The sequence below is a fragment of the Bartonella sp. AA16NXGY genome (assembly GCF_042197325.1).
In the GTDB taxonomy this organism is placed as follows: Bacteria; Pseudomonadota; Alphaproteobacteria; order Rhizobiales; family Rhizobiaceae; genus Bartonella.
In genome coordinates this window covers 41,344-61,093 of the sequence record NZ_JBHIRR010000003.1, presented here as the reverse complement: position 1 = coordinate 61,093, position 19,750 = coordinate 41,344, and the positions used below count along the sequence as shown (strand labels likewise).

The following is a 19,750-nucleotide window of genomic DNA, read 5'->3' as shown; positions in this document are numbered from 1 at the left end:
TGAGCTTCTTTTCATCTTTCTGAAAATGAATATTTTATTTCTTAGATTAGATTTAAGCATTGCGGCTAGTGCTGGTGAAATTGCCAAAAAACATCTATTGTGATTTTTTTATTTTTTATGAATAATATTATTACGTTTTTTAGCATGATCTTTGGTAAGATCGATTTTGATTAGATACAAGGCATGATGGATTCGATTTAGAACAGTTTATGAAACATTGAAGAATAAAAACGATATCTGTTTATGATGAGAATTTACAGATGGCACAAGAGGTGGAAAATATCTTCTTGTCTTGGAAGCTGTGATTCATAACGAATTACTTCTTTATAGTTTTTTCGTATAAAAAGATGTTATATGTGCCGTCCAGATAAGATATTGTTTTTTCAATGAGAGACACTTGCGGACAATTTGATTTAACATGATTGTCACTGTTTCTCAGGTAGGGTTATAGGTTTCATCAATGTTTAGGTTTTCTTAGTCTTATAGGTTTAAGAATGTATACTGTATATTTATATGAATGAAGATAGATTGTATCTTAGAGTTAAATTTTTAGATTTCATATTTACATTTTCAAATGTTTTTTCTTATTTCTTTATAGTTTATACATCATGTGAAAAGTATTTTAATATTGGATAACAATCACATTAAAATGTTATGCAGATGAGCTCTGAAGATCTAAACTCATACGGTTCAAGGTGATCATTATTTCAATAAGAATACAGTGTGAGGAGAATGCCATTTTACAGGCTTTGTTTTAAGAGATATCTCTTAAAGCTCACTTCACGCTGGCGCTCATAAATGGTATAATGATAAATCCATTGAGCTCCATCATATTTACATTTATGAAGAAACAAACTGACATTATCATACACTTTGCCTATTTTCCAGCCCCCGATGTTGCGATAGATCTTAGCACTTGAGGTAGTTATCGGCATTTTTGTGCTTTTTTATACAATTTTTACTTAATACTAATTCCTCTTATGACGTGTAAGAGAGACGGCTTTGTTTAATTCAATATAAATAGGTTTGAAATGAGAAAACATTGCGATATTCGGATTTCTCATTCAACATGGCAAACAATAAAACATGATTATAAATCAAATGTATTTTTAGAATGAAAAAATTTGCTTTTATCGTGTTTTTTACTCTTTTTAATATTTTATTATAATCTGTAATTGGTAAACTCAAAATACAGCTCTAAGGTTAAGTGTTTTATATCTATCGAAGTGACTGTGGTTATATCTAACTGTTTGGACAACAAGTTGTATACCAATAGACATGAAAGAATTAAGAAAAACAGGGGATAGATCAGGAAACAAACAATATTTTTTAGAACGGAAGCCTATGCTTGTGGAAAGAATTTTAAAATCAAACTTCTAATCTGTTGCAAAATGAGGCTGTTATTACGTTTGTGATACTTTTAGATGGCTTCCCCTAAGAGGCGCTATCAGAACGTAAAAAATATTAGAAACACTCCGTAAAGTATGCCCTTTGTAGAGGCATATTGCAAAATCTTATTTCCGAATCTTTATTTACGCATCCCGTACCTTGGAAGAATACGATAATTCGATAATTTATTTATACTATAAAGTTGAATGGTGGGCGTGACAGGGATTGAACCTGTGACCCCTACGATGTCAACGTAGTGCTCTCCCGCTGAGCTACACGCCCATTCATTGATGTTGCATACACCATATAGAATGCCAAACGTCAATGCCTAATTTCATTTTCTCTTTCAACAGATGCAAATAACTTTAAAAAATACTTTTTAAGCAGCAATAAGGATTTTTTCAACCTCATTGACGAGTTCACGTAAGTGAAATGGCTTAGAGAGAACCTTTGCATCAGGAGGGGTATCACTATTTGAATTGAGTGCTACTGCTGCAAAACCCGTAATGAACATTACTCGTAAATCAGGGTCAATCTCAGTAGCACGTCGTGCGAGTTCGATTCCGTCCATCTCTGGCATCACAATATCAGTCAGGAGAAGGGAAAATGGCTCTTCTTGTAAACGTTCATATGCGCTAATACCATTATCGAAATCGGCGACTTCGTAGCCTGCACGTTCTAGGGCTTTTACGAGAAAGCGACGCATATCGTTATCATCTTCTGCGAGCAGGATTCGTTTCATGATTATGTTCCAATGGCTCCATTTGTCAGAGTTTTGCCGCATCAATTATACAATATAGAGTATTTAGAAAAAAGATGGTAAAATGCTCATAATTGAAATGAATGGCAAAATGGTTAATTCTTACATTCTTATTCAGAATACAGCATATTCGTTGTGAGTTGGTTAAATTCGAAATATATGTGATTTTGAAAAAAGAAGGGGGGCTCTAAAACTTCTAAGATGATTCATTGCTATCTTTTCTTTTAAATTTGCTGATTATTATCAGAATTCCATTAAAAAACTTATGAAAACCATTATTGTAGGGACTTCCTATATCGAGAAATTAAAAGAATATTATGTTAATTTATTGTTTTTAAAAAGTTCTCCTAAGAAATAGAAATTTTATAGTTATTTGTTTTTATAGAGATTTGTAATAAATATTATAAATGCGCTTTATTTCCAGTTTTTTTCCTTAAATAGATGAAAAATATTGTTTTCCTAGATATAATATTAAATTATCACTTAATAACAGATCAAAAATAGTATTTTGATGCTTTATTTATAAATATGTATCATGTTATATTAAGATAGATTTATTATTTTTATTTATATAAATAGTTTTTTATTAAGTTATTTTTTATGATGTAAAATAATATTGTTTAATGTAATGATATACTTTGTATATTAGTTTTTTTATTAGAATGCATGGTGAATATTTAGGTCATGGCTTGTCTGTAGAGGCTAGAAAACGAATCATATGAGTGGTTGGAAAGAAAAATCTATTATATTTAAAAGTTTTTGTAGATCCAATGCTCGTAGAAAAATTCTTTTTTGATGGGGCGGAGCGGAAATTAAGGTTTAGTGCTATTTTACAGATACATTATCGGGAATAAATGCATCGAATGCAGCCCAAAATTGCTTTTTATAATCTTCGTTAACCATAATTGTATCCAGTTTAGCGCCTGTAATAGTAATACTTTCTGTTAGACGTGTGTGTTGGCATAATTGCCGCACTTCAATGTTGTTTGCAATATTGTTTTGATTGGCAAGAATAAAGAGTGTTGGGATTCGTAAATCTCCATGAAGTACATTTCTCTTCATAGAATCAATCGCATTAAATACTGAAGCCATCCATTGGGATGTTGGGGGCTTAATGGAAGGGAGCGGCACTTTATCTATGTATCCCAATTGTATATTTTTTTGTTTTGTCTTGTTTAATTTTTTCCCATCTTTCACTGGTATAAAGCCAAGACCTATATCAGAAAGAAATTGTGTTAATTTATGTTGAAAACTATTCGTTTTATTGCCGAATGGAGCAAAAAGGGGAGAAACACAGAGCAATCTATTAAACTGATGATTAATGAGATCTAATCCGCTAAGTGCTATCAATCCACCTATGCCATAGGCGAGCATAGAATAAGGCGGCGGACAATTAGGATAAACAATACTTTTAAGAAATTTATATAAGTCATTAATATCATTATTTATATCAAAACAATGATGTCGGCTTTGTTTTCTTATCTTGAAGGATGTTTTTTCTTGATCAAAGCAGTCAAATATTGCTGTATGAAAACCGCGTTTAGAAATTTCATTTATTAATAAAAAATATTTTTCTAAAGTATTTGCGTAGCTTTTGAGAATAACAATTGTTCCCTTAGATTTTTCCACCTCAGGATATGTTATAGCAAAACGAATTTCGTGATCTATTGCTATTTTAAGAGTATCATGATGGATATTAAGAAAAGTGGAACCCCAGTCTATGGGATAAAGAGGTGTTTCCAATTGAAATCCTTTACAGTGTATTTGCCGCTTAGTGCTTTGACATTTATGTAATGAAGAAAGAGGATTAAAAAAGGGGTATATTGCTTTTTAGATAGTTTTTATCAATTTAGGTCCCAAAGAGTTGAAATAAAGAAAAACGATTACTAGATAATATAATGCGGTTGCCATGATGGGGCCGCAGGTTCACAAGTAAGTTTGCCATATGGGAACTTTGTGAATTAATTATAAATTATAGTCGCTCTAGAGGAGGGCAATATTATGCGTCAAGTAGATTTTTCACCATTTTATCGTTCCACAGTAGGTTTTGATCATCTTTTTAACTGGTTTGATTCTAGAACACAACCAGACGAAGTTTCTTCTTATCCCCCTTATAATATCGAGCGTTTAACTGAAGATTCTTATAGAATTTCTATGGCGGTTGCTGGTTTTTCTCAAGATGAAATTGATATTGAAACGCATTGTAACCAGCTGATCGTTAAGGGAGACAGAAAGTCTAAAAATGATGATGAAGAGCGAGAATTCCTTTATCGAGGCATTGCTTCGCGTGCTTTTGAACGGCGTTTTCATTTGGCTGATCATGTTAAGGTTATTGGGGCAGAACTTGGAGATGGGCTTCTTCATATTCAGCTTAAAAGGGAAATGCCAGCTGAATTAAAACCCAAAAAGATAACCGTACAGATGTCACCATCCATTACAAAAAATGATAACAGCGACGTTATCGTGTAAAGAAAATTTAGAAAATATGAGATCGGATAATTATAAATTTTTCTGAAAAATAAAAAACGCGAGGCAAAAGGTCTCGCGTTTCGTATGTGTTTTCCTAAGAACGAAGCGCATTTTAATAAAAAAGCTTATCTCGAATTTATGATAAAATATCATTGCACATTATTCTACGTTGAAGAAAAAGTTCATGTGTGTGCAATTGAAATGCATAATGATTCACTTTTTAAGTAAGCTTATTTATAGCATTTTAAAAATGGTCGGAGCGGCGGGATTTGAACCCACGACCCCTTGACCCCCAGTCAAGTGCGCTACCAAGCTGCGCTACGCTCCGAGTTCGTGTAAAACGATTAAATGACTGTTTCTTTAAAGGCAAGAGAAAAAATAAACAGAATAAAATCTAAAATGCTCTTGCACTTAGAGCTTTTGAAAGTAAAAATTTTGGACATCAATATTTTGTTGTTAATTCAAGATAAATAACGAATTTGTAAAATTCTTTGTGATCATTAAATTTTTAGCTCTATAGTTAATAGATGTATGCATTTAATTACTTTTGAGATTGTGAGGAGGGGGTAAGATTGGTGTAGAGGTATGAATTGGAGCAAATGAGTGCTGAAGGTATATTTTTTTCTTACCTAATCGTTACTTTTCTAAAAAGATAAAGATTTTCAAAAGAAGAGGAGTGAATGTATGGTTTTGAAAAGTTTTCGTTTTTTAGAGTTTTATAGACGAGGTATTTTCATTTTATATGGATAAAAAATTGTAAGTTCTGGATTGTATAATCACAAATCTCATTTTACGGGTATGTATTTTTATCCAAATAAACAAGATCAGAATGCTTTAATTTATGTTTTGTTGTTTTTTTTCTAAAATATCAGATAAAATATTATAGAGGAAAAACTTTCAAAGTGTCTATTGAACTAAGAAAAGAGTAAAGGATGAGCCGTTTTTCGGTAATAAACTTGACGCAAGCAGCAGTGGATCGTGTTAAAGCGATTATGGATGCAAAAGATGCACAGGGTATTCTTGTTGGTATCAAAAAAGGTGGTTGTGCAGGGATGGAGTATACAATTACTCTTGTCAAAGAAAAGGGGATAGATGCGGATGTTGTTGAAGTGAATGGTGCCCGTGTTTTTGTAGCACATGATGCGGTATTATTTTTATTAGGGACGCAGATGGATTATGAAGTGACAACGCTTCAGTCTGGTTTTGTCTTTAAAAACCCTAATCAAGTTTCAGCATGCGGGTGTGGCGAATCGGTGGAACTTCGTCCTGCTACGCAGGATCAATATAAAACAAATTGAGCTGAGCTAAATTATAATTTAGTAATTTTAGAGGGGCTTGTTCTTTTAGGTAGAAGAAATCTACTATTTTTTATCGTTCATTTTTAGCTTGCTTCCAAAGTGCTTCCATTTCATTCAAGGATGCGTCAGTGAGTGTTTTAGATTGAGTGGATAGCTTTTCTTCAATATAGGCGAAACGATTTCGAAATTTTATATTCGTTTTTTTTAATGCTTTTTGTGAATCAATCGCTAAGTGGCGCGCGAGATTAAGAAGTATAAAGTAGAGATCTCCAAACTCTGCTTCTATCTCTGAGTTTTGTTTATTTTTGATGGCTTCTTTGAGCTCTTCCAGTTCTTCTTCTATTTTTTCAAAAACTTTATCACTTTTTTGCCAATCAAAACCTACTTTAGCTGCTGTTTCTTGTAAAGCAAGTGCCTCTTGGTTTGCTGGCTGGATTTGTTTTACTGTTGCGAGTATGCTTATGGAGGAATTGTTGTTTTTTTCTTCGCACATTCTTTTTTGTTCAACCTGTTCTCTTTTTTTTATATATTCCCACTCCTCTTTTATAAATCCTCGTTTTTTTTGCTCGGCATTTCCAAAAACATGAGGATGGCGTCGAATCATTTTTTCCGTGATTGCATAAACAACATCTTCAAAAGTAAAGCTGCCTTCTTCTTGTGCTATGGTAGCATGATAGACAACTTGTAAAAGAAGATCCCCAAGTTCTTCACAGAGATCCTTTCGATTCTTTCGTTCAATGGCATCGATGACTTCGTAAACTTCTTCGAGCATATAGGGTATGAGGGATTCAAAAGTTTGTTTTTTATGCCAGATACAACCATTATCAGAGTTTCGTAATGCAGTGATAATTGCAGTGAGATCTTTGATATCTTTTGAGGCTAACATTTTGCACTTCCTTTGTAAGCAATAGAGCTTATGTTAGATGTCCCAACGTCTATGTAACCACATCCATTGTCCAGGATATTCACGGACCCAAGATTCAACAATATCATTTAATTTTTGCGTAGAAGCAGCTATATCGATATCATTTTTTTCATCACGTGGAAGTTCTACATGTTCATATAACTCTAAACGATGACGTCCACTAGGCAAACGAATACAACGTGCTGGATAAATATCACAGTCATATTGTCGAGCAAGTTTTATAATTAAGGGGTTTGTTTTAAGAGGTCTGTTAAAAAATGTTCCCATGATACCGCGGCGAAATTTTTGATCAACGAGCATACCAACATTTTCACCTTCTTCTAATTTGGCTGCTAATGCCCATGCTGCTCCGGCCTTGGAGGGAACAAGGTGTCCCATAGAAGTTTGTCGTGCTTTAAGGATTCGTTTGGCAACATAGGGATTATTGGGTGGTCTAAATAATACCGTAACATTAAGATCAAAACTTTGTGCACAAATAGGCAGAAGTTCAAAATTTCCAGTATGTGCGGTGAAAAAAATATGTGGTTTTTTTTCATTTTTTAATCGCTCAAATATTTCAGTGCCTTTAACCTCAATGAAACCTGGCTCGTCTGCATGAGGATCAAAATCAAAAATTTTATCAAGAAAAATATATTCGGCTAGGAAACGTCCTATATTTTCCCACATTTCTATTGCAATCGCACGGAGTTCTTGCTCTGTTTTTTCTGGATATGCACTCCTAAGGTTTGCGAGTGTGATTTGATGACGATGTACAAGGGGACCAATTTTTTTTGCTAACCAAGCAAAAAAAGAAATTCCCATTTTGGCTGGAAAACATTTTAGAATAAATAAAGAACCAAAGAGTAGATATGCCCATAACAAGTAGGATATTTTTTTAGCTATAATTTTAATACGATATATGAGATTTTTAAGAGAAAGCTTCATCATGATTTAATCGATTTTAAGGATAATTTTACCAAAAACATCACGACTCTCCATTCGTTTTAAAGCTGTATCAATTTCATCCAGCCCAACAATTGTATCAATGACAGGGTGTATGGCTTTTTGTGCCATTTTTTGCATGGCATTTTTCATATTTTCCATACGGCAGCCAAATGAACCGAATATTTTAAGCTGTTGCTGGAATAATTGCATGAGATTTATTGGTGCTGAAACACCAGAGGTAGAACCGCAAGTCACTAAGCGTGCTCCTTTTTTCATACATAACAGAGAACCGTTCCATGTATCGACACCAACATGCTCAAAAACAACGTCAACACCTTTTTTTTGGGTTAATTTACGCACTACACCTTCAAAACGATCTTTACGATAATTAATCACATGATCTGCCCCAAGAGAGTGCGCTTTTGCAATTTTTTCATCTGAACCTACAGTTGTGATAACTGTACAGCCCATGTGTTTTGCAAGTTGAATGGCTGCAGAACCAATACCTGAGCCACCAGCCTGTACCAGGATTGTTTCTCCTGCTTGTAGTTTTGCGTTATCGAAAAGCATATGTTCTACGGTACCAAAAGTAATTGGAGCAACTGCTGCTTGCAATTCATCACATTGGGGAGGTGATGGAACTAATAAACGTGCTGGCAAATTGACAAGCTCACACGCAAATCCATCAAGGTGAAAACCATAGACTCCCTTTACATTACTGCAAAGATTATCCCGTCCTTCATGACAAGCTTGGCATACTCCGCAGGTTTGTGCACCATAAATTGAGACAATCTGTCCAAGTTGGAGATGTTCAACGCCATCTCCTATTTGTATAACCTCACCAGAGGCTTCTGCACCAATGATGAGTGGCATTTTTCTTTTCGCAAAAGCCATGCCACGCCATCCCCATACATCAATATGATTAAGAGCAACGGCTTTTATCCGCACAGTTACTTCACCTATACTAGGTGAAGATGGCGGGGAAATATTGGTGATTTCAAGCCGACGATCATCGAAGAGTTTCAGTGCACGCATTATCATCCCCCTTAAATATATTATTGGTTAGCGTTATAAAATTTTATTATTAAAGGATTATCCTTTATATGCAGTGATAACAAGACTCATATTTTGACCACCAAATCCAAATGAGTTTGACAAAACCGCATTGACACAGGACTTACGGCTATGATGAGGAACAACATCTAAAGGGATAGTAGGGTCAGGATTATCATAATTTATTGTCGGTGGAAGTATTCCCGATTGAATGGTTAAAAGCGAAAAAACCGCTTCTATTGCACCAGCAGCAGTTAATGTATGCCCAATCATTGATTTATTAGAAGAGACAGGAATATGCTCTAAAAGACCACCGAATACTGTTGATAATGCAAGATATTCCATTTTCTCATTTTCAGGTGTTGAAGTTCCGTGGGCATTAATATAGTCAATTTCATTGATGGTTATTTTTGCATCGTCTAAAGCTTTGCGAACGGATTCAATTGCTGGTGATGCATCGGGTTTTGAACGTGTACGGTGAAAGTCATCGGCGGTTTCTCCACAGCCAGCTAAAATTCCTAAAACTGTAGCATTACGGTTTAATGCGCTTTGAAGAGATTCAAGAACAAGAGCGCCTGAGCCTTCTGCCATAACAAAACCATCTCGATCACGGCTAAAGGGTTTTGCTGCTTTTTCTGGAGGCTCATTCTGAGTTGAAAGAGCAGATAGTAGCGAAAAACGAATAAGAGATTCTGCTGAAACTGATCCATCTGTCGCAATTATGAGAGCTCTATTTGTCTCTCTCCGTCTAATAGACTCAACACCTAATTGAATTGCTGTTGCACCAGATGCACAGGCAGTGGAAAGTGTAACAGGAAGTCCTTTTGTGCCAAATGTTTTTTGAAGTTTTTCTGCAATTGCACCAAATTGTGTGGATTCAAAAAGCGTCTCATGGAGTTTATCCTTACAGACTTTAAGAAGATGTGCATAAGAAGGCTCATTATTGAATTCTTCCTCTTGATCAAGACTAAAACGTGCTTTCCATTCAAGTTCAACAGGAGGAGCAGCTAGAAAGAGTGGTCCATTAAAGTTTTTTTTATCAATAGCAGCTTGTTCTAAAGCTTCTTCAGCAGAAAGATGTGCAAGCTTCTCAGAGAGAGCTGAAGCACCAAGTGTACTTTCTTTAAGAAAATCAATTGTTCCAGCAATATGTGTATTTAATCCCTCAACGGGAAAACGTGTTATTTTGTGGATACCACTTACACCGCTTGTTAATTTTTGCCAATTTTCATGTTTCCCTTGTCCCAGTGATGTGACAATGCCTGCACCAGTTATTGCTACAAGTGGACGCCCAAAATGATCATGATATTTCACTATAGAAATTCCCCTTCAAACAGCAGTAAGACGCACAATACCTTCAGCTCTTTTTATACCAATCGTTGTAACAAATATTTCACGTACTTCTTTAGAAAAAGGTTTTTCATGAGGACTTAACGCTGGAAAACCGCGTTTTTTTTCAATTGAAAGTGCTGCAAGAGCTAGAGCTAGAGGAAATTGTGCTTCCCGCATATAACCAAATAATGTTGTAATGCCACGGTAAGATAGATCAGCATTATCAAGAGCATTTTGTTCTGCTTTTGTTGCTTCGTGAGCTCCTGAGGCTGCTGAAATGGCTAAGGCAGATTTAGCGCCCGCAGTTTTTAACATTGTTGCAATTGAATCTCTAAGTGAAGTTTTGGTTCTATCTATTTGGTCTGTAACAATTTGACTAATTTCAGCATAAGCACGTGCGTTACGTTTTTTCGCATGTTCTCCACTTTCAAGAACGAAGAAAATACCACCAGAACCGGTTATAATACCGCCGCCAGGGTAAACTTTACGACCCCACACTGGGCTCCATCCATTATGGGTTAAAAGACCACCAAGCTCATGCGCCAACAACATATCATAACTTTGTGCATTATAGGAACTTCCTACAAGAGCATGGGTACTTTGACCTGATTTAATACGAGCTACAGCAATTTGAAGTGCAGAAAGACCACTGCCTTCTTCTCCCATAAATGTACGAGATGATCCAGTGACTTTATGAACAATTGAAATGTTTCCTGCCAAAAGGTTTGAAAGTTGTGCCAAAAATAATGTTGGACGAAGTTCAGTTGAAAGAGCAACATTTAACATAGAAGCATGATCGGCAACTGCGCGCGCTTTAGAAAGAATCTGTGTATCAACAGTAATATCACGTTCTCCCCCACTTGCCGCTACGATCATATCCATTGTTGAAGTGAGTTGTTCATTATTTTTCATGCCAGCATCATCAAGAGCAAGACCAGCCGCATAGGTACCAAGACGCTGCCATGTTCCCATTTGCCGTTGATCACTTTTTTTAGGAATTTGTAAACTCCAATCAATTTCGGGCAATTTATGAACCGTGTAAGGTGAAAAAGTTGTATAATCTAGGTTTGGTGTACGGATTGGATCATTTAAGAGATTCCAATGTTGATCAGTTCCTTCCCCCAGAGAGCTTATGAGACCTATACCAGTGATGAATACAGATTGATCATGCATGGCGAAAAAACTACTCCGCCTGTTTTAAGGCAACGAGATCATCAATTTTTGCACAAAGGTTTTTAAGAACAAAGTATTCTTCTGTTGCAACGGTACCTTCGTTGACTTCTTGTGTCCATTGTTCTAGAGGGACTTTTATTCCAAAAGCTTTATCAATAGCGAAAACAATATCAAGAAAATCAAGACTGTCGATTCCTAAATCGTCAATTGTATGACTCTCAGGTGTAATTGTATTGCGATCAATTTCACTGATTTCTGCAATGATATCAGCAACTTTATCAAACGTGGAAGGCAATGTACGGATTCCTTATTATAGAGTTAGTAAATTCAAAATACATTTAATATTGTTCTTCTAGCCTTTTTTCTCTTTAAAAAAAAGACTTAATCCAGAATATAGCTGTCTTTATCTATAGAGAAAAGAGGTTTACAGTACATGAAATACTATATCTCAATATTTAAAAAACTTTGAAATTTTATTACGCATTTATTTTACGAGACTATTTTTTCTATTGGCAGCAAGGACAGCAAGGGCTGTTATATTAACAACTCCCCGGGAAGTTACTGAAGGTGTTAAGATATGGGCGGGACGTGCTGCCCCGATTAGAATAGGACCAACATGGAGTGCATTTGTGAGGCTTTTAACAGTGTTGAGCGTGATATTGGCTGAATCAAGTGTTGGAAAGACAAGCAAATTAGCTTCACTTTTAAGACGAGAATTAGGAAAAACACGATCACGAAAAACTTTGGAAAGGGCAGCATCAGCATGCATTTCACCATCTGCTTCTAAATCAGGGTGTAATTTGGCAAGAATTTCTGTTGCACGTCGCATTTTACGCGCACTTTCTGTGTTTTTAGAACCAAAGTTTGAGTGTGATAATAAGGCTGCTTTTGGTGTTATTCCAAATGCTTCAACTTCTTGAGCTGCCAACACAGTCATTTCAGCGATTTCTTCTGCAGAAGGATTTTCATTGACGTAAGTATCTGTAAGGAAAAGAGTACGTTGTTGAGAGATAAGCAAACTCATAGCAGAAAAACGGTGAACATGAGGATCAAGACCGATAATTTGTTCAATCAATTCAAGTTGACGTTCAAAGCGTCCTTCTAAGCCGCAAATCATTGCATCTGCTTCTTCACGCATAACGGCAAGGGCAGCAATAGCCGTTGTTGATGTTCTCACTACTGTTTTTGCCATTTCAGGCGTAACACCACGCCTTCCTGTATAATGAAAAAATAAATTAACATAATCACGAAAACGTGGATCATCTTCAGGGTTTGTTAATTCAAAATCTATACCGGGACGAATTCTTAAACCAAAGCGTTTTAATCTTGCTTCTACGACATGTGGACGGCCGATAAGGAGGGGCGTTGCTGTTTGTTCTTCAATGACAACTTGTGCCGCACGAAGGACGCGTTCATCTTCACCATTGGCATAGATGACGCGTTTACGTTTTGCTGTTTTTGCTGCAGCAAAAACAGGTTTCATTGTTAAACCAGAAAGAAAGACAAATCGATTGAGGATATCATAGTAGGCCTCCATATCTTCAATGGGACGAATGGCAACACCAGTTGTCATTGCTGCTTTAGCAACAGCGGGGGCAATACGCAGTATTAAACGCGGATCAAAAGGAGAGGGGATTAGATAGTCTGGTCCAAAATTGGGTGGTTCTTTTGAGTATGCACGTGCTACAACATCTGAAGTTTCTTCACGTGCAAGGGCAGCAATCGCATGAACAGCGGCCATTTTCATTTCTTCATTAATTGCACTAGCACCTACGTCTAATGCACCACGGAAGATATAGGGAAAACAAAGGACATTATTAACTTGATTGGGATAATCAGAGCGTCCTGTGCAGATCATTGCATCTGGTCGTATAGAGCGTGCTTCTTCAGGCATAATTTCTGGTACTGGATTAGCCAGTGCTAAAATGAGTGGATTTTGAGCCATTCTTTTAAGATATTCAGGCTTTAAAACACCACCTGCAGATAGGCCTAGAAAAATATCCGCATCATCAATAATATCAGATAAAGTTCGTGCGTCCGTTTTTTGTGCGTAATTGATTTTCCAACGATCCATAAGGGTCTTGCGACCTTCATAAACAACTCCCTCTAAGTCACTAAGCCAAATATTTTCAACTTTTGCCCCAAGACGAACCAAAAGATTAAGGCAAGCGAGGGCAGCAGCACCTGCACCTGAGGTAACTATTTTTGCATTTTCAATTTTTTTTCCTGAAAGATTTAAGGCATTTAATACAGCCGCAGAAACAATAATGGCAGTTCCATGTTGGTCATCATGAAAAACTGGAATTTTCATTTTAGCACGAAGCTTTTCTTCGATGTCAAAACATTCAGGAGCCTTAATGTCTTCAAGATTAATACCACCAAATGTAGGTTCTAAAGTCGATACCGTTTGTACCATTTGTTCTATATCGGATGCATCAATTTCAATATCAAAGACATCAATATTCGCAAATTTTTTGAATAAAACGGCTTTACCTTCCATAACTGGCTTTGAAGCAAGAGGGCCAATATTTCCTAAACCAAGAACAGCAGTTCCATTGGATATAACAGCGACTAAATTAGAACGGGAGGTATATTGAGCAGCAAGATTAGGATCTTCATGAATTGCAAGACATGGTGCAGCAACACCTGGAGAATAAGCAAGAGCTAAATCACGTTGGTTATCAAGAGGTTTTGTTGCTTGTATTTCCAATTTTCCAGGTTTAGGGTACTGGTGATAAAAAAGTGCGGCACTGTCAAGTTCAGCTTTTGGTGAACTGAAATCACTATTTCGTTCTCTAGACATTTTTATGATATCCAAGTTAGCGTATGTGTATATGAGATGTTCCATCTACGATAAGGTTTTGTCCACTAATAGATCCTCATTTCTCTGAATATCAAAATGCATGAGTATGAGAAAACTCTTCTGGATCGTAAAACCAGTTTGATGATTCTTTTTGTTTGTGTGCATGAATAATTTCATTGATAGAAGCACGATTAGTTTTTTCTTTCCTTAATAAAACGCGTAAAAATTGATTAGTCTACAAACGAATAAAATATTACTAATAATTACATTACCAAGCCATTATTTTTTTTGCAATGCTTACAACTTAAGGAAAGAAAAGAAGAGTGTTTTCTATTAACTTCATCTTCTTTATTTAAATTTCTATAGGGAGGTAGAAGAAATTTTAAATAACAATTTGCAATTTATAAATTATTTTTGCAGCTATTTAAAAGGAAATTGGAACTTTAAAAATGGGAGTTGTTTTGTTTATTATTCAATTGAACTCTTAATAATGCAAACTTTATAATTTATAATGAATCATCTCGTATGTTGAATGAGAAATTTGAATACAATAAGATTCTTTTAGCTCAAACTCATCTAATATAATAAAAAATATTTACTTACATAATTCAAACGAGAGTAATATGTGGATAAAAAACATTAAAAAAAAATAAATAGAAGTGTTTCTATGAGCTATTTTAATACAAAAGCATGAATTTTTTTCACAATTAATAAAAATAATTATTACCGATTTTGTACCTTTATGAAACTATGAAAAATAAAGGAGTTAAGAAAAAGATAAGGAAATAGAAAACATGCTTGATCATTCTTAGAATGATACGTTGTTTGATAAGCCATTACGCTTCTTTAGGGTTATTGCTTAGGATATCAAAGAAAACCGCATGCCAATTATCCCAACCTTTGAAGTACAAAGCTACAGTTGAAAAAAAAGCATTCTATGATGAGCCATTAAAACAACTGGAGAGAGAAAGTGGAAAAAATATCTTTTTCCACTTTCTTATTTGTTATTGGATTCGACCACTTGCATGAGCAAGCATAGTATAAACTTTTCCGGTATCTGATATCAAGTACTTGCGAACTGAGTTGGAAGAGCCAGAACTGCGCGATATATCACGTAAGAGCTTTTCGAAATCTGTAACATATTGATTCACTGAACGTTTAAACCCAAAATCGCTCATATATTTTTTCTTAATCATTTCAAATATTTTTTGTCCATTTAAGGTATAAAGGCGTTCTGTTACGATGTTTTTTTGTCCACGTTGATAATGATCCCATAGCTCAACAATGGCATTGTGATTAATAGCTTGCACTATACCAGAAGCTAATGAATTAAGAGAGCAGTTTGCAGGAGATGGTTTTGTTTGCACTGATGTTAAAACATCATCACTAGGGGGAGCATCATAAAATGTTTCTTCACGTGAAGCTCTTTCTAAGAGATTTGATACCCATTTATTTGGTCTTTTTTTGCTTTGATCTTGTTGCAAAATAGGCTTAGGTGGCACAATCTTTTTAACAGACTCAGTGGAACTGTCACTTTTTTGATTAAACATTGATGATGTAGGAAATGCTGACATTAGCTGTTTTTGTGCGCTCTTTTGATCATTTTGTATAACACTGACTAAATCTTGTAACGCTGTAATCTGTTCATTCAAAGCTGTGCGAATTGTTTGCGTTGTTTCTTTTGTTTTTTCTGGAAGTTTTTTTACATTTTCATTGATATCATTATTAATCTTTGAAAGCTCTAAACGAACTTCATCAGCGGAGCGACGTATATCTTCTGCTGCTTCTGAAAAACGCGTTGATGCTTCACTAACAAGCTTATTAAGTGATTGTTGGAATGAATTTGTGGAGTTACGCGCATTCTTATCAGAGCGTTCAAGTGCTAAGTTGAAGATTTTTTCATAATGCCCAATCATTTGATTAATTTCATGAGACTTTGAAACAAGAGCATCGCTTAATACAGAAAGCGTATTATGTTTTTCTTCAAGTGTTGCACTAAGTGAATTTTCAGACTGTTCAAGAACATGAATAGTTTGGGAAAGTGTCTTTGCATGTTCACCAAAACTGCTCGTTATATGATTAATTTGTTCAAAGGTACTCTTTGAAAGTCCTTGCAGAATTTCAACATTAGTATTGAGCGCTTGATTTGAAGCTGACAAACGCTCTGCTACTTGGTCCGTGTTGCGGAAAAAATTATTCGTACTCTCATTAAACTGCCCATCAATATTTTGAACAGCCGATAATAAAACATTACTATTTTCGTGAAAATTGTAAATTGATTGATTCAACTGTGTTAAGATGGATGAGACATTATTAACAAGCTCTTCCTTCATAATCGTTATTGTTTGAAGTGTTTCAGAGTTAGCTTTGGTTAAGCTATTCACTAAAGATTCATTATGTGCATAAATTCTTTGTTCAGCATCTTGTGTGGAAAGAGAGAGTTGTTCACCGATATGCTGTGTTAAAGAATCAATTGATTCTGTCGTATTTTGCGCTGCTTGATTTAAGTGATTTGTAAGCTCTGTTATTTTTCCAACATGTTGTGAAATTTGTGTTGTTGTTTGATTTCCAGCATCTTCCAGACGGCTCGTTACATCAGAGAGCTGATATCCTAAATTATTTTTAAGATTTTGCATAGAGTGATGAAGAACATCACAGCGTTCATTAAGAACTTGTTCTATTGCTGTTGTTGATGTGTGAATAGTTTCATTCAATAATGCTTGTGCATTATGGCTGGCTGTTGCGAAAGCTTCGACAGTATGCGCTGTTTGTTCAGACAGAACTGACAGAACTTTTTCACTGGTATCATAAACAGTTTTTTTGACATTTGATACAATGCGATTGCCTGATTCTAAGAGAATATTTTCTGCTTGTGCAGTAACATTTGTAACAGATGAAAGAATTTGTTCACTCGTAGAAGAAAGAATATCAGAAGCTTTTATAATCTTATTATGCAGGTTATCTGTCACTGTATTAACAGAGTCTTCTAAGGTTACACGCATATTGTCAACACTGCTTTCCAGCGCTTGTTGAATTATCTGACTTTGCTCATTACTAATCATGAGAGACGTTTTTAATGTGTCAGAACGTTCCTCAATAACAGATGTTTGCATATCAATGGCTTCACAGATTTGGCTAAATTTTTCAGATAATGTTTCCTCTAGCGTTGTTGTCCGTTCAAAAATTTTGTGTGCACGATCTTCTAGATCTGTATCGAATGATTCCATACGTGTTTCAAGGGTTTCAAAGAAAACACCACTCGATTGAGAGAGAGTATTCTTTAAAATTTCGGCATGGCTTTCAAGGTTTTTGATATGATCTTGAACCGTTTCAGTAATGTTTTTATTATTGGCGACAATTGCACTCTCAACTAAATCTATTTGTTGTTTCAATGCAACATCGACACGTATATCACTTTTTGCAATGAGATTATGGATTGTTTCCATGCGTTGTTCAAGTGTGCGTGCTTGATCGGCAAGAACTTCATTGAGAGAAAAACTATTAATCGCTAAAGAATCGCGCAGAGCATCGGCACGGATATCAATATTTCTCGCTTGTGCTTCTAAAGCATCTTGGGTTGTATTACAACTTTGTACAATGACATCTTGTAACTTTTCAGTGCATTGAATGATGTTTGTAATATGATTTTCAGCTTGTTTATCAACGACTTGAACATTATCAGCCAAAACTTTTTCAATATGAGAAGTATTTTGGGACAAAACATCAATTTGATTTCTTAATGTATCCGCAATTTTATTTTTCTCGTTATCGAGCATGTCTGCCATAAGAGCTCGTTGATCAGAAAGTTGTACTTTAAAATCTTGTGAACGTTCTTGTATGATATCAACAATGGCATTGTCGACATATTGAATTTCTTCTCTCAGACTTTCCTTACTTTTATCAATTGCAGAAAGAATAGCTTCACGTCCATTTGTAAATGCATGGGTAATGTCTGCTGTTTTTTCTTGGAGGTTCTCATTTATTTTCAAGACATGAGCTTCCAAGAAGTTACCAAGTTTTTCAGCATTATCCTCTAAAGCCTGACTGCGTTCTATAAAGGAATCAATGATGGAATCACTATGTTCTTTAAGAGAAAGATCAACAGTTGCTAAACGTTGTTCAAAGGCTCCAATTGCTTGCGAGGTTACGTTATCAAATTTAGAAGAGAGTTTATGTGCTTGGTCGTCGAGCTTTAAGATCTTCTCATCAAAATTCTGTAGAGATTGATTATTACGATCAATAAGAGCTTTATCCAAGGCTTTAAACTTTTCATCAACAGCGTGCAAAGTTTGATCTGTTACTGCTTGTATATGTGTTGCAATTTTAGCAACATGTACTTCTGCTTTTTCAGCTGTTTCATTAAAAGTTTTTTCTATTTGTTTTTCATTATAATCAAATCGTTTTGCAAAACCATCAAAGTTTTTTCCTAATTCATGAAAAAATTCCGTGTTTTTCTGCTGAATTTGTGTTGTTGTTTTGTTAAATTTTTCAACAAGTTGATTTGTTACGCCATCACCGGCATAGGAAAGTTTTTCAACAAGGTCTTCACCTTGTTTTTGTAAAGTTTGAGAAAGGGTTTGTGCAAGCTTTTCAACATTGGTCACAATGTTAGAGGTAACCAAACCAAATTCATCACTCAGTTGTTCTTGGGTTCCTTTAATTGTTGATTGTACGCGATCTGCGTGATTCAAAATGGCTATGCGTTCATTACTCAATTCTTTGATTAATGTGTGAATGCGTGATTCATTCTCAGCATAGGCTTGTTCTAGATTGTGAACTTCACCTTGTATGATTGCTTCAAGTTCAACAGCACGTCCGAGGGTACGTTCAATACCTTCGTTCATTGCCGCTACTTCTTCACGAATGGTTTGCCCTATAGCAATAGCTTGTTTTTCAGATAGATGTTGTGGTTCACTAAGGCGCTGTGCAGCATTGGTCATAAGAAGCGCAATATTATGCAAGTCGTTTGAACGTTTTGTTAATTGAGCAACGCCCCAAGATATAAGGATAGGAATTGCTGTTCCGGCTGCTACAGCAAGTCCTGTTGGGGATGTAACAAAAGTGCTGATATTGGATAAGGAGCTGAGTCCGGTAGGTGCGAGTTTATGCGCAATAAAAGCTCCTCCCGTTGCCCATAAAGCACTAAGCGCTGTTGTATACCAGTAGACTCGAGAGGAAGAACGCTGCTTGAATGGTCCAAAATTTACAGGGGTTGTTATATCATCATTTGCAGGAAGAAGTTTTGTAGGCAATAATGTATTATGAACAGTTCCACCTGAAATATCAGGTGAAGGTTTTGGAGCAAAAAGCTGTTCAACAACGGATTTATCAACAACAGCTTCATCATGAATATTAGAAACAAAAGTTGACGTACCGTTTTCAGCAAAAAATTCTTCTTCTGCCATTGCAATTTTTTGAATCAGATCATCGACATTAACAACATTTTCAGAATTATTGGATGATATCGTTTCAAATCCTGTGTCATCGAAATCAAAGTTCATAGCTTTTGTGAGGGCTTCTTCAACTTCAACTTCAAATGTTTGCAATTTTGTTCTGCGTGCCATACTCGCCTCGTACTCTTACAGCCGGAAAAGGGATACGTTCTCTTCCACATAATTTCTACA

General features: G+C 35.5%; 12 protein-coding genes and 2 tRNA genes. 2 read left to right on the top strand and 12 right to left on the bottom strand.

Translation table 11 applies throughout. The annotated features are described in order from the left end of the window. Window positions 1–1,596 precede the first annotated feature (1,596 nt). The 3 genes from ACFINK_RS02725 to ACFINK_RS02715 all read right to left on the bottom strand — a co-directional run bounded on the left by ACFINK_RS02725 (window position 1,597) and on the right by ACFINK_RS02715 (window position 3,892). Window positions 1,597–1,671, bottom strand: a tRNA-Val gene (locus ACFINK_RS02725). A 97-nt stretch (window positions 1,672–1,768) separates the two neighbouring features. Continuing rightward, a complete protein-coding gene (gene cpdR, locus ACFINK_RS02720) occupies window positions 1,769–2,131 on the bottom strand; it encodes a cell cycle two-component system response regulator CpdR (protein WP_375613077.1) in 363 nt (120 codons plus the stop codon). Between the two features lie 843 nt (window positions 2,132–2,974). Beyond that, on the bottom strand, window positions 2,975–3,892 hold the full coding sequence (locus tag ACFINK_RS02715; RefSeq protein WP_375613076.1) for a serine aminopeptidase domain-containing protein: 918 nt from the start codon (window positions 3,890–3,892) through the stop codon (window positions 2,975–2,977). Between the two features lie 258 nt (window positions 3,893–4,150). Between ACFINK_RS02715 and ACFINK_RS02710 the strand changes: the two genes are divergently transcribed. Beyond that, window positions 4,151–4,618 (top strand): Hsp20 family protein, encoded by a 468-nt coding sequence (locus ACFINK_RS02710; RefSeq protein ID WP_375613075.1) that lies wholly within the window; start codon window positions 4,151–4,153, stop codon window positions 4,616–4,618. A gap of 251 nt (window positions 4,619–4,869) precedes the next feature. Here ACFINK_RS02710 and ACFINK_RS02705 read toward each other — a convergent pair. Further along, window positions 4,870–4,946, bottom strand: a tRNA-Pro gene (locus tag ACFINK_RS02705). Window positions 4,947–5,550: 604 nt separating this feature from the next. Between ACFINK_RS02705 and ACFINK_RS02700 the strand changes: the two genes are divergently transcribed. Then, a complete protein-coding gene (locus tag ACFINK_RS02700; RefSeq protein WP_375613074.1) occupies window positions 5,551–5,916 on the top strand; it encodes an iron-sulfur cluster assembly accessory protein in 366 nt (121 codons plus the stop codon). A 70-nt stretch (window positions 5,917–5,986) separates the two neighbouring features. On the opposite strand, the gene mazG is transcribed toward ACFINK_RS02700, so the two are convergent. The 8 genes from mazG to ACFINK_RS02660 form a co-directional block, all read right to left on the bottom strand. Next, window positions 5,987–6,802: a nucleoside triphosphate pyrophosphohydrolase gene (gene mazG / locus ACFINK_RS02695; protein ID WP_375613073.1), complete on the bottom strand. Its 816-nt coding sequence runs from the start codon at window positions 6,800–6,802 to the stop codon at window positions 5,987–5,989. Between the two features lie 33 nt (window positions 6,803–6,835). After that, window positions 6,836–7,765, bottom strand: coding sequence for a lipid A biosynthesis lauroyl acyltransferase (locus ACFINK_RS02690; RefSeq protein ID WP_375611589.1), 930 nt, complete (start codon window positions 7,763–7,765; stop codon window positions 6,836–6,838). A 6-nt stretch (window positions 7,766–7,771) separates the two neighbouring features. Then, window positions 7,772–8,800, bottom strand: coding sequence for a zinc-binding dehydrogenase (locus ACFINK_RS02685; protein ID WP_375638205.1), 1,029 nt, complete (start codon window positions 8,798–8,800; stop codon window positions 7,772–7,774). 57 nt (window positions 8,801–8,857) lie between these two features. Further along, the gene (locus tag ACFINK_RS02680; protein ID WP_375638204.1) at window positions 8,858–10,132 is read right to left on the bottom strand and encodes a beta-ketoacyl-ACP synthase; all 1,275 of its coding nucleotides are present in this window, start codon (window positions 10,130–10,132) and stop codon (window positions 8,858–8,860) included. 15 nt (window positions 10,133–10,147) lie between these two features. Further along, window positions 10,148–11,323, bottom strand: coding sequence for a beta-ketoacyl-ACP synthase (locus ACFINK_RS02675; RefSeq protein WP_375638203.1), 1,176 nt, complete (start codon window positions 11,321–11,323; stop codon window positions 10,148–10,150). A gap of 10 nt (window positions 11,324–11,333) precedes the next feature. After that, on the bottom strand, window positions 11,334–11,618 hold the full coding sequence (locus ACFINK_RS02670; RefSeq protein ID WP_005773457.1) for an acyl carrier protein: 285 nt from the start codon (window positions 11,616–11,618) through the stop codon (window positions 11,334–11,336). Between the two features lie 189 nt (window positions 11,619–11,807). Beyond that, the gene (locus ACFINK_RS02665) at window positions 11,808–14,126 is read right to left on the bottom strand and encodes an NADP-dependent malic enzyme (protein WP_375611563.1); all 2,319 of its coding nucleotides are present in this window, start codon (window positions 14,124–14,126) and stop codon (window positions 11,808–11,810) included. A gap of 1,004 nt (window positions 14,127–15,130) precedes the next feature. After that, complete coding sequence (locus tag ACFINK_RS02660; RefSeq protein WP_375638202.1) at window positions 15,131–19,690, bottom strand: hypothetical protein; 4,560 nt, start codon at window positions 19,688–19,690, stop codon at window positions 15,131–15,133. Between the last annotated feature and the right edge of the window lie 60 nt (window positions 19,691–19,750).

What these genes read in the sequence shown, in the direction of transcription:
- cpdR (WP_375613077.1), bottom strand. Translation starts at nt 2,131, where the DNA reads ATGAAACGAATCCTGCTCGCAGAAGATGATAACGATATGCGTCGCTTT.
- ACFINK_RS02710 (WP_375613075.1), top strand. Translation starts at nt 4,151, where the DNA reads ATGCGTCAAGTAGATTTTTCACCATTTTATCGTTCCACAGTAGGTTTT.
- ACFINK_RS02700 (WP_375613074.1), top strand. Translation starts at nt 5,551, where the DNA reads ATGAGCCGTTTTTCGGTAATAAACTTGACGCAAGCAGCAGTGGATCGT.
- mazG (WP_375613073.1), bottom strand. Translation starts at nt 6,802, where the DNA reads ATGTTAGCCTCAAAAGATATCAAAGATCTCACTGCAATTATCACTGCA.
- ACFINK_RS02690 (WP_375611589.1), bottom strand. Translation starts at nt 7,765, where the DNA reads ATGAAGCTTTCTCTTAAAAATCTCATATATCGTATTAAAATTATAGCT.
- ACFINK_RS02685 (WP_375638205.1), bottom strand. Translation starts at nt 8,800, where the DNA reads ATGCGTGCACTGAAACTCTTCGATGATCGTCGGCTTGAAATCACCAAT.
- ACFINK_RS02675 (WP_375638203.1), bottom strand. Translation starts at nt 11,323, where the DNA reads ATGCATGATCAATCTGTATTCATCACTGGTATAGGTCTCATAAGCTCT.
- ACFINK_RS02665 (WP_375611563.1), bottom strand. Translation starts at nt 14,126, where the DNA reads ATGTCTAGAGAACGAAATAGTGATTTCAGTTCACCAAAAGCTGAACTT.
- ACFINK_RS02660 (WP_375638202.1), bottom strand. Translation starts at nt 19,690, where the DNA reads ATGGCACGCAGAACAAAATTGCAAACATTTGAAGTTGAAGTTGAAGAA.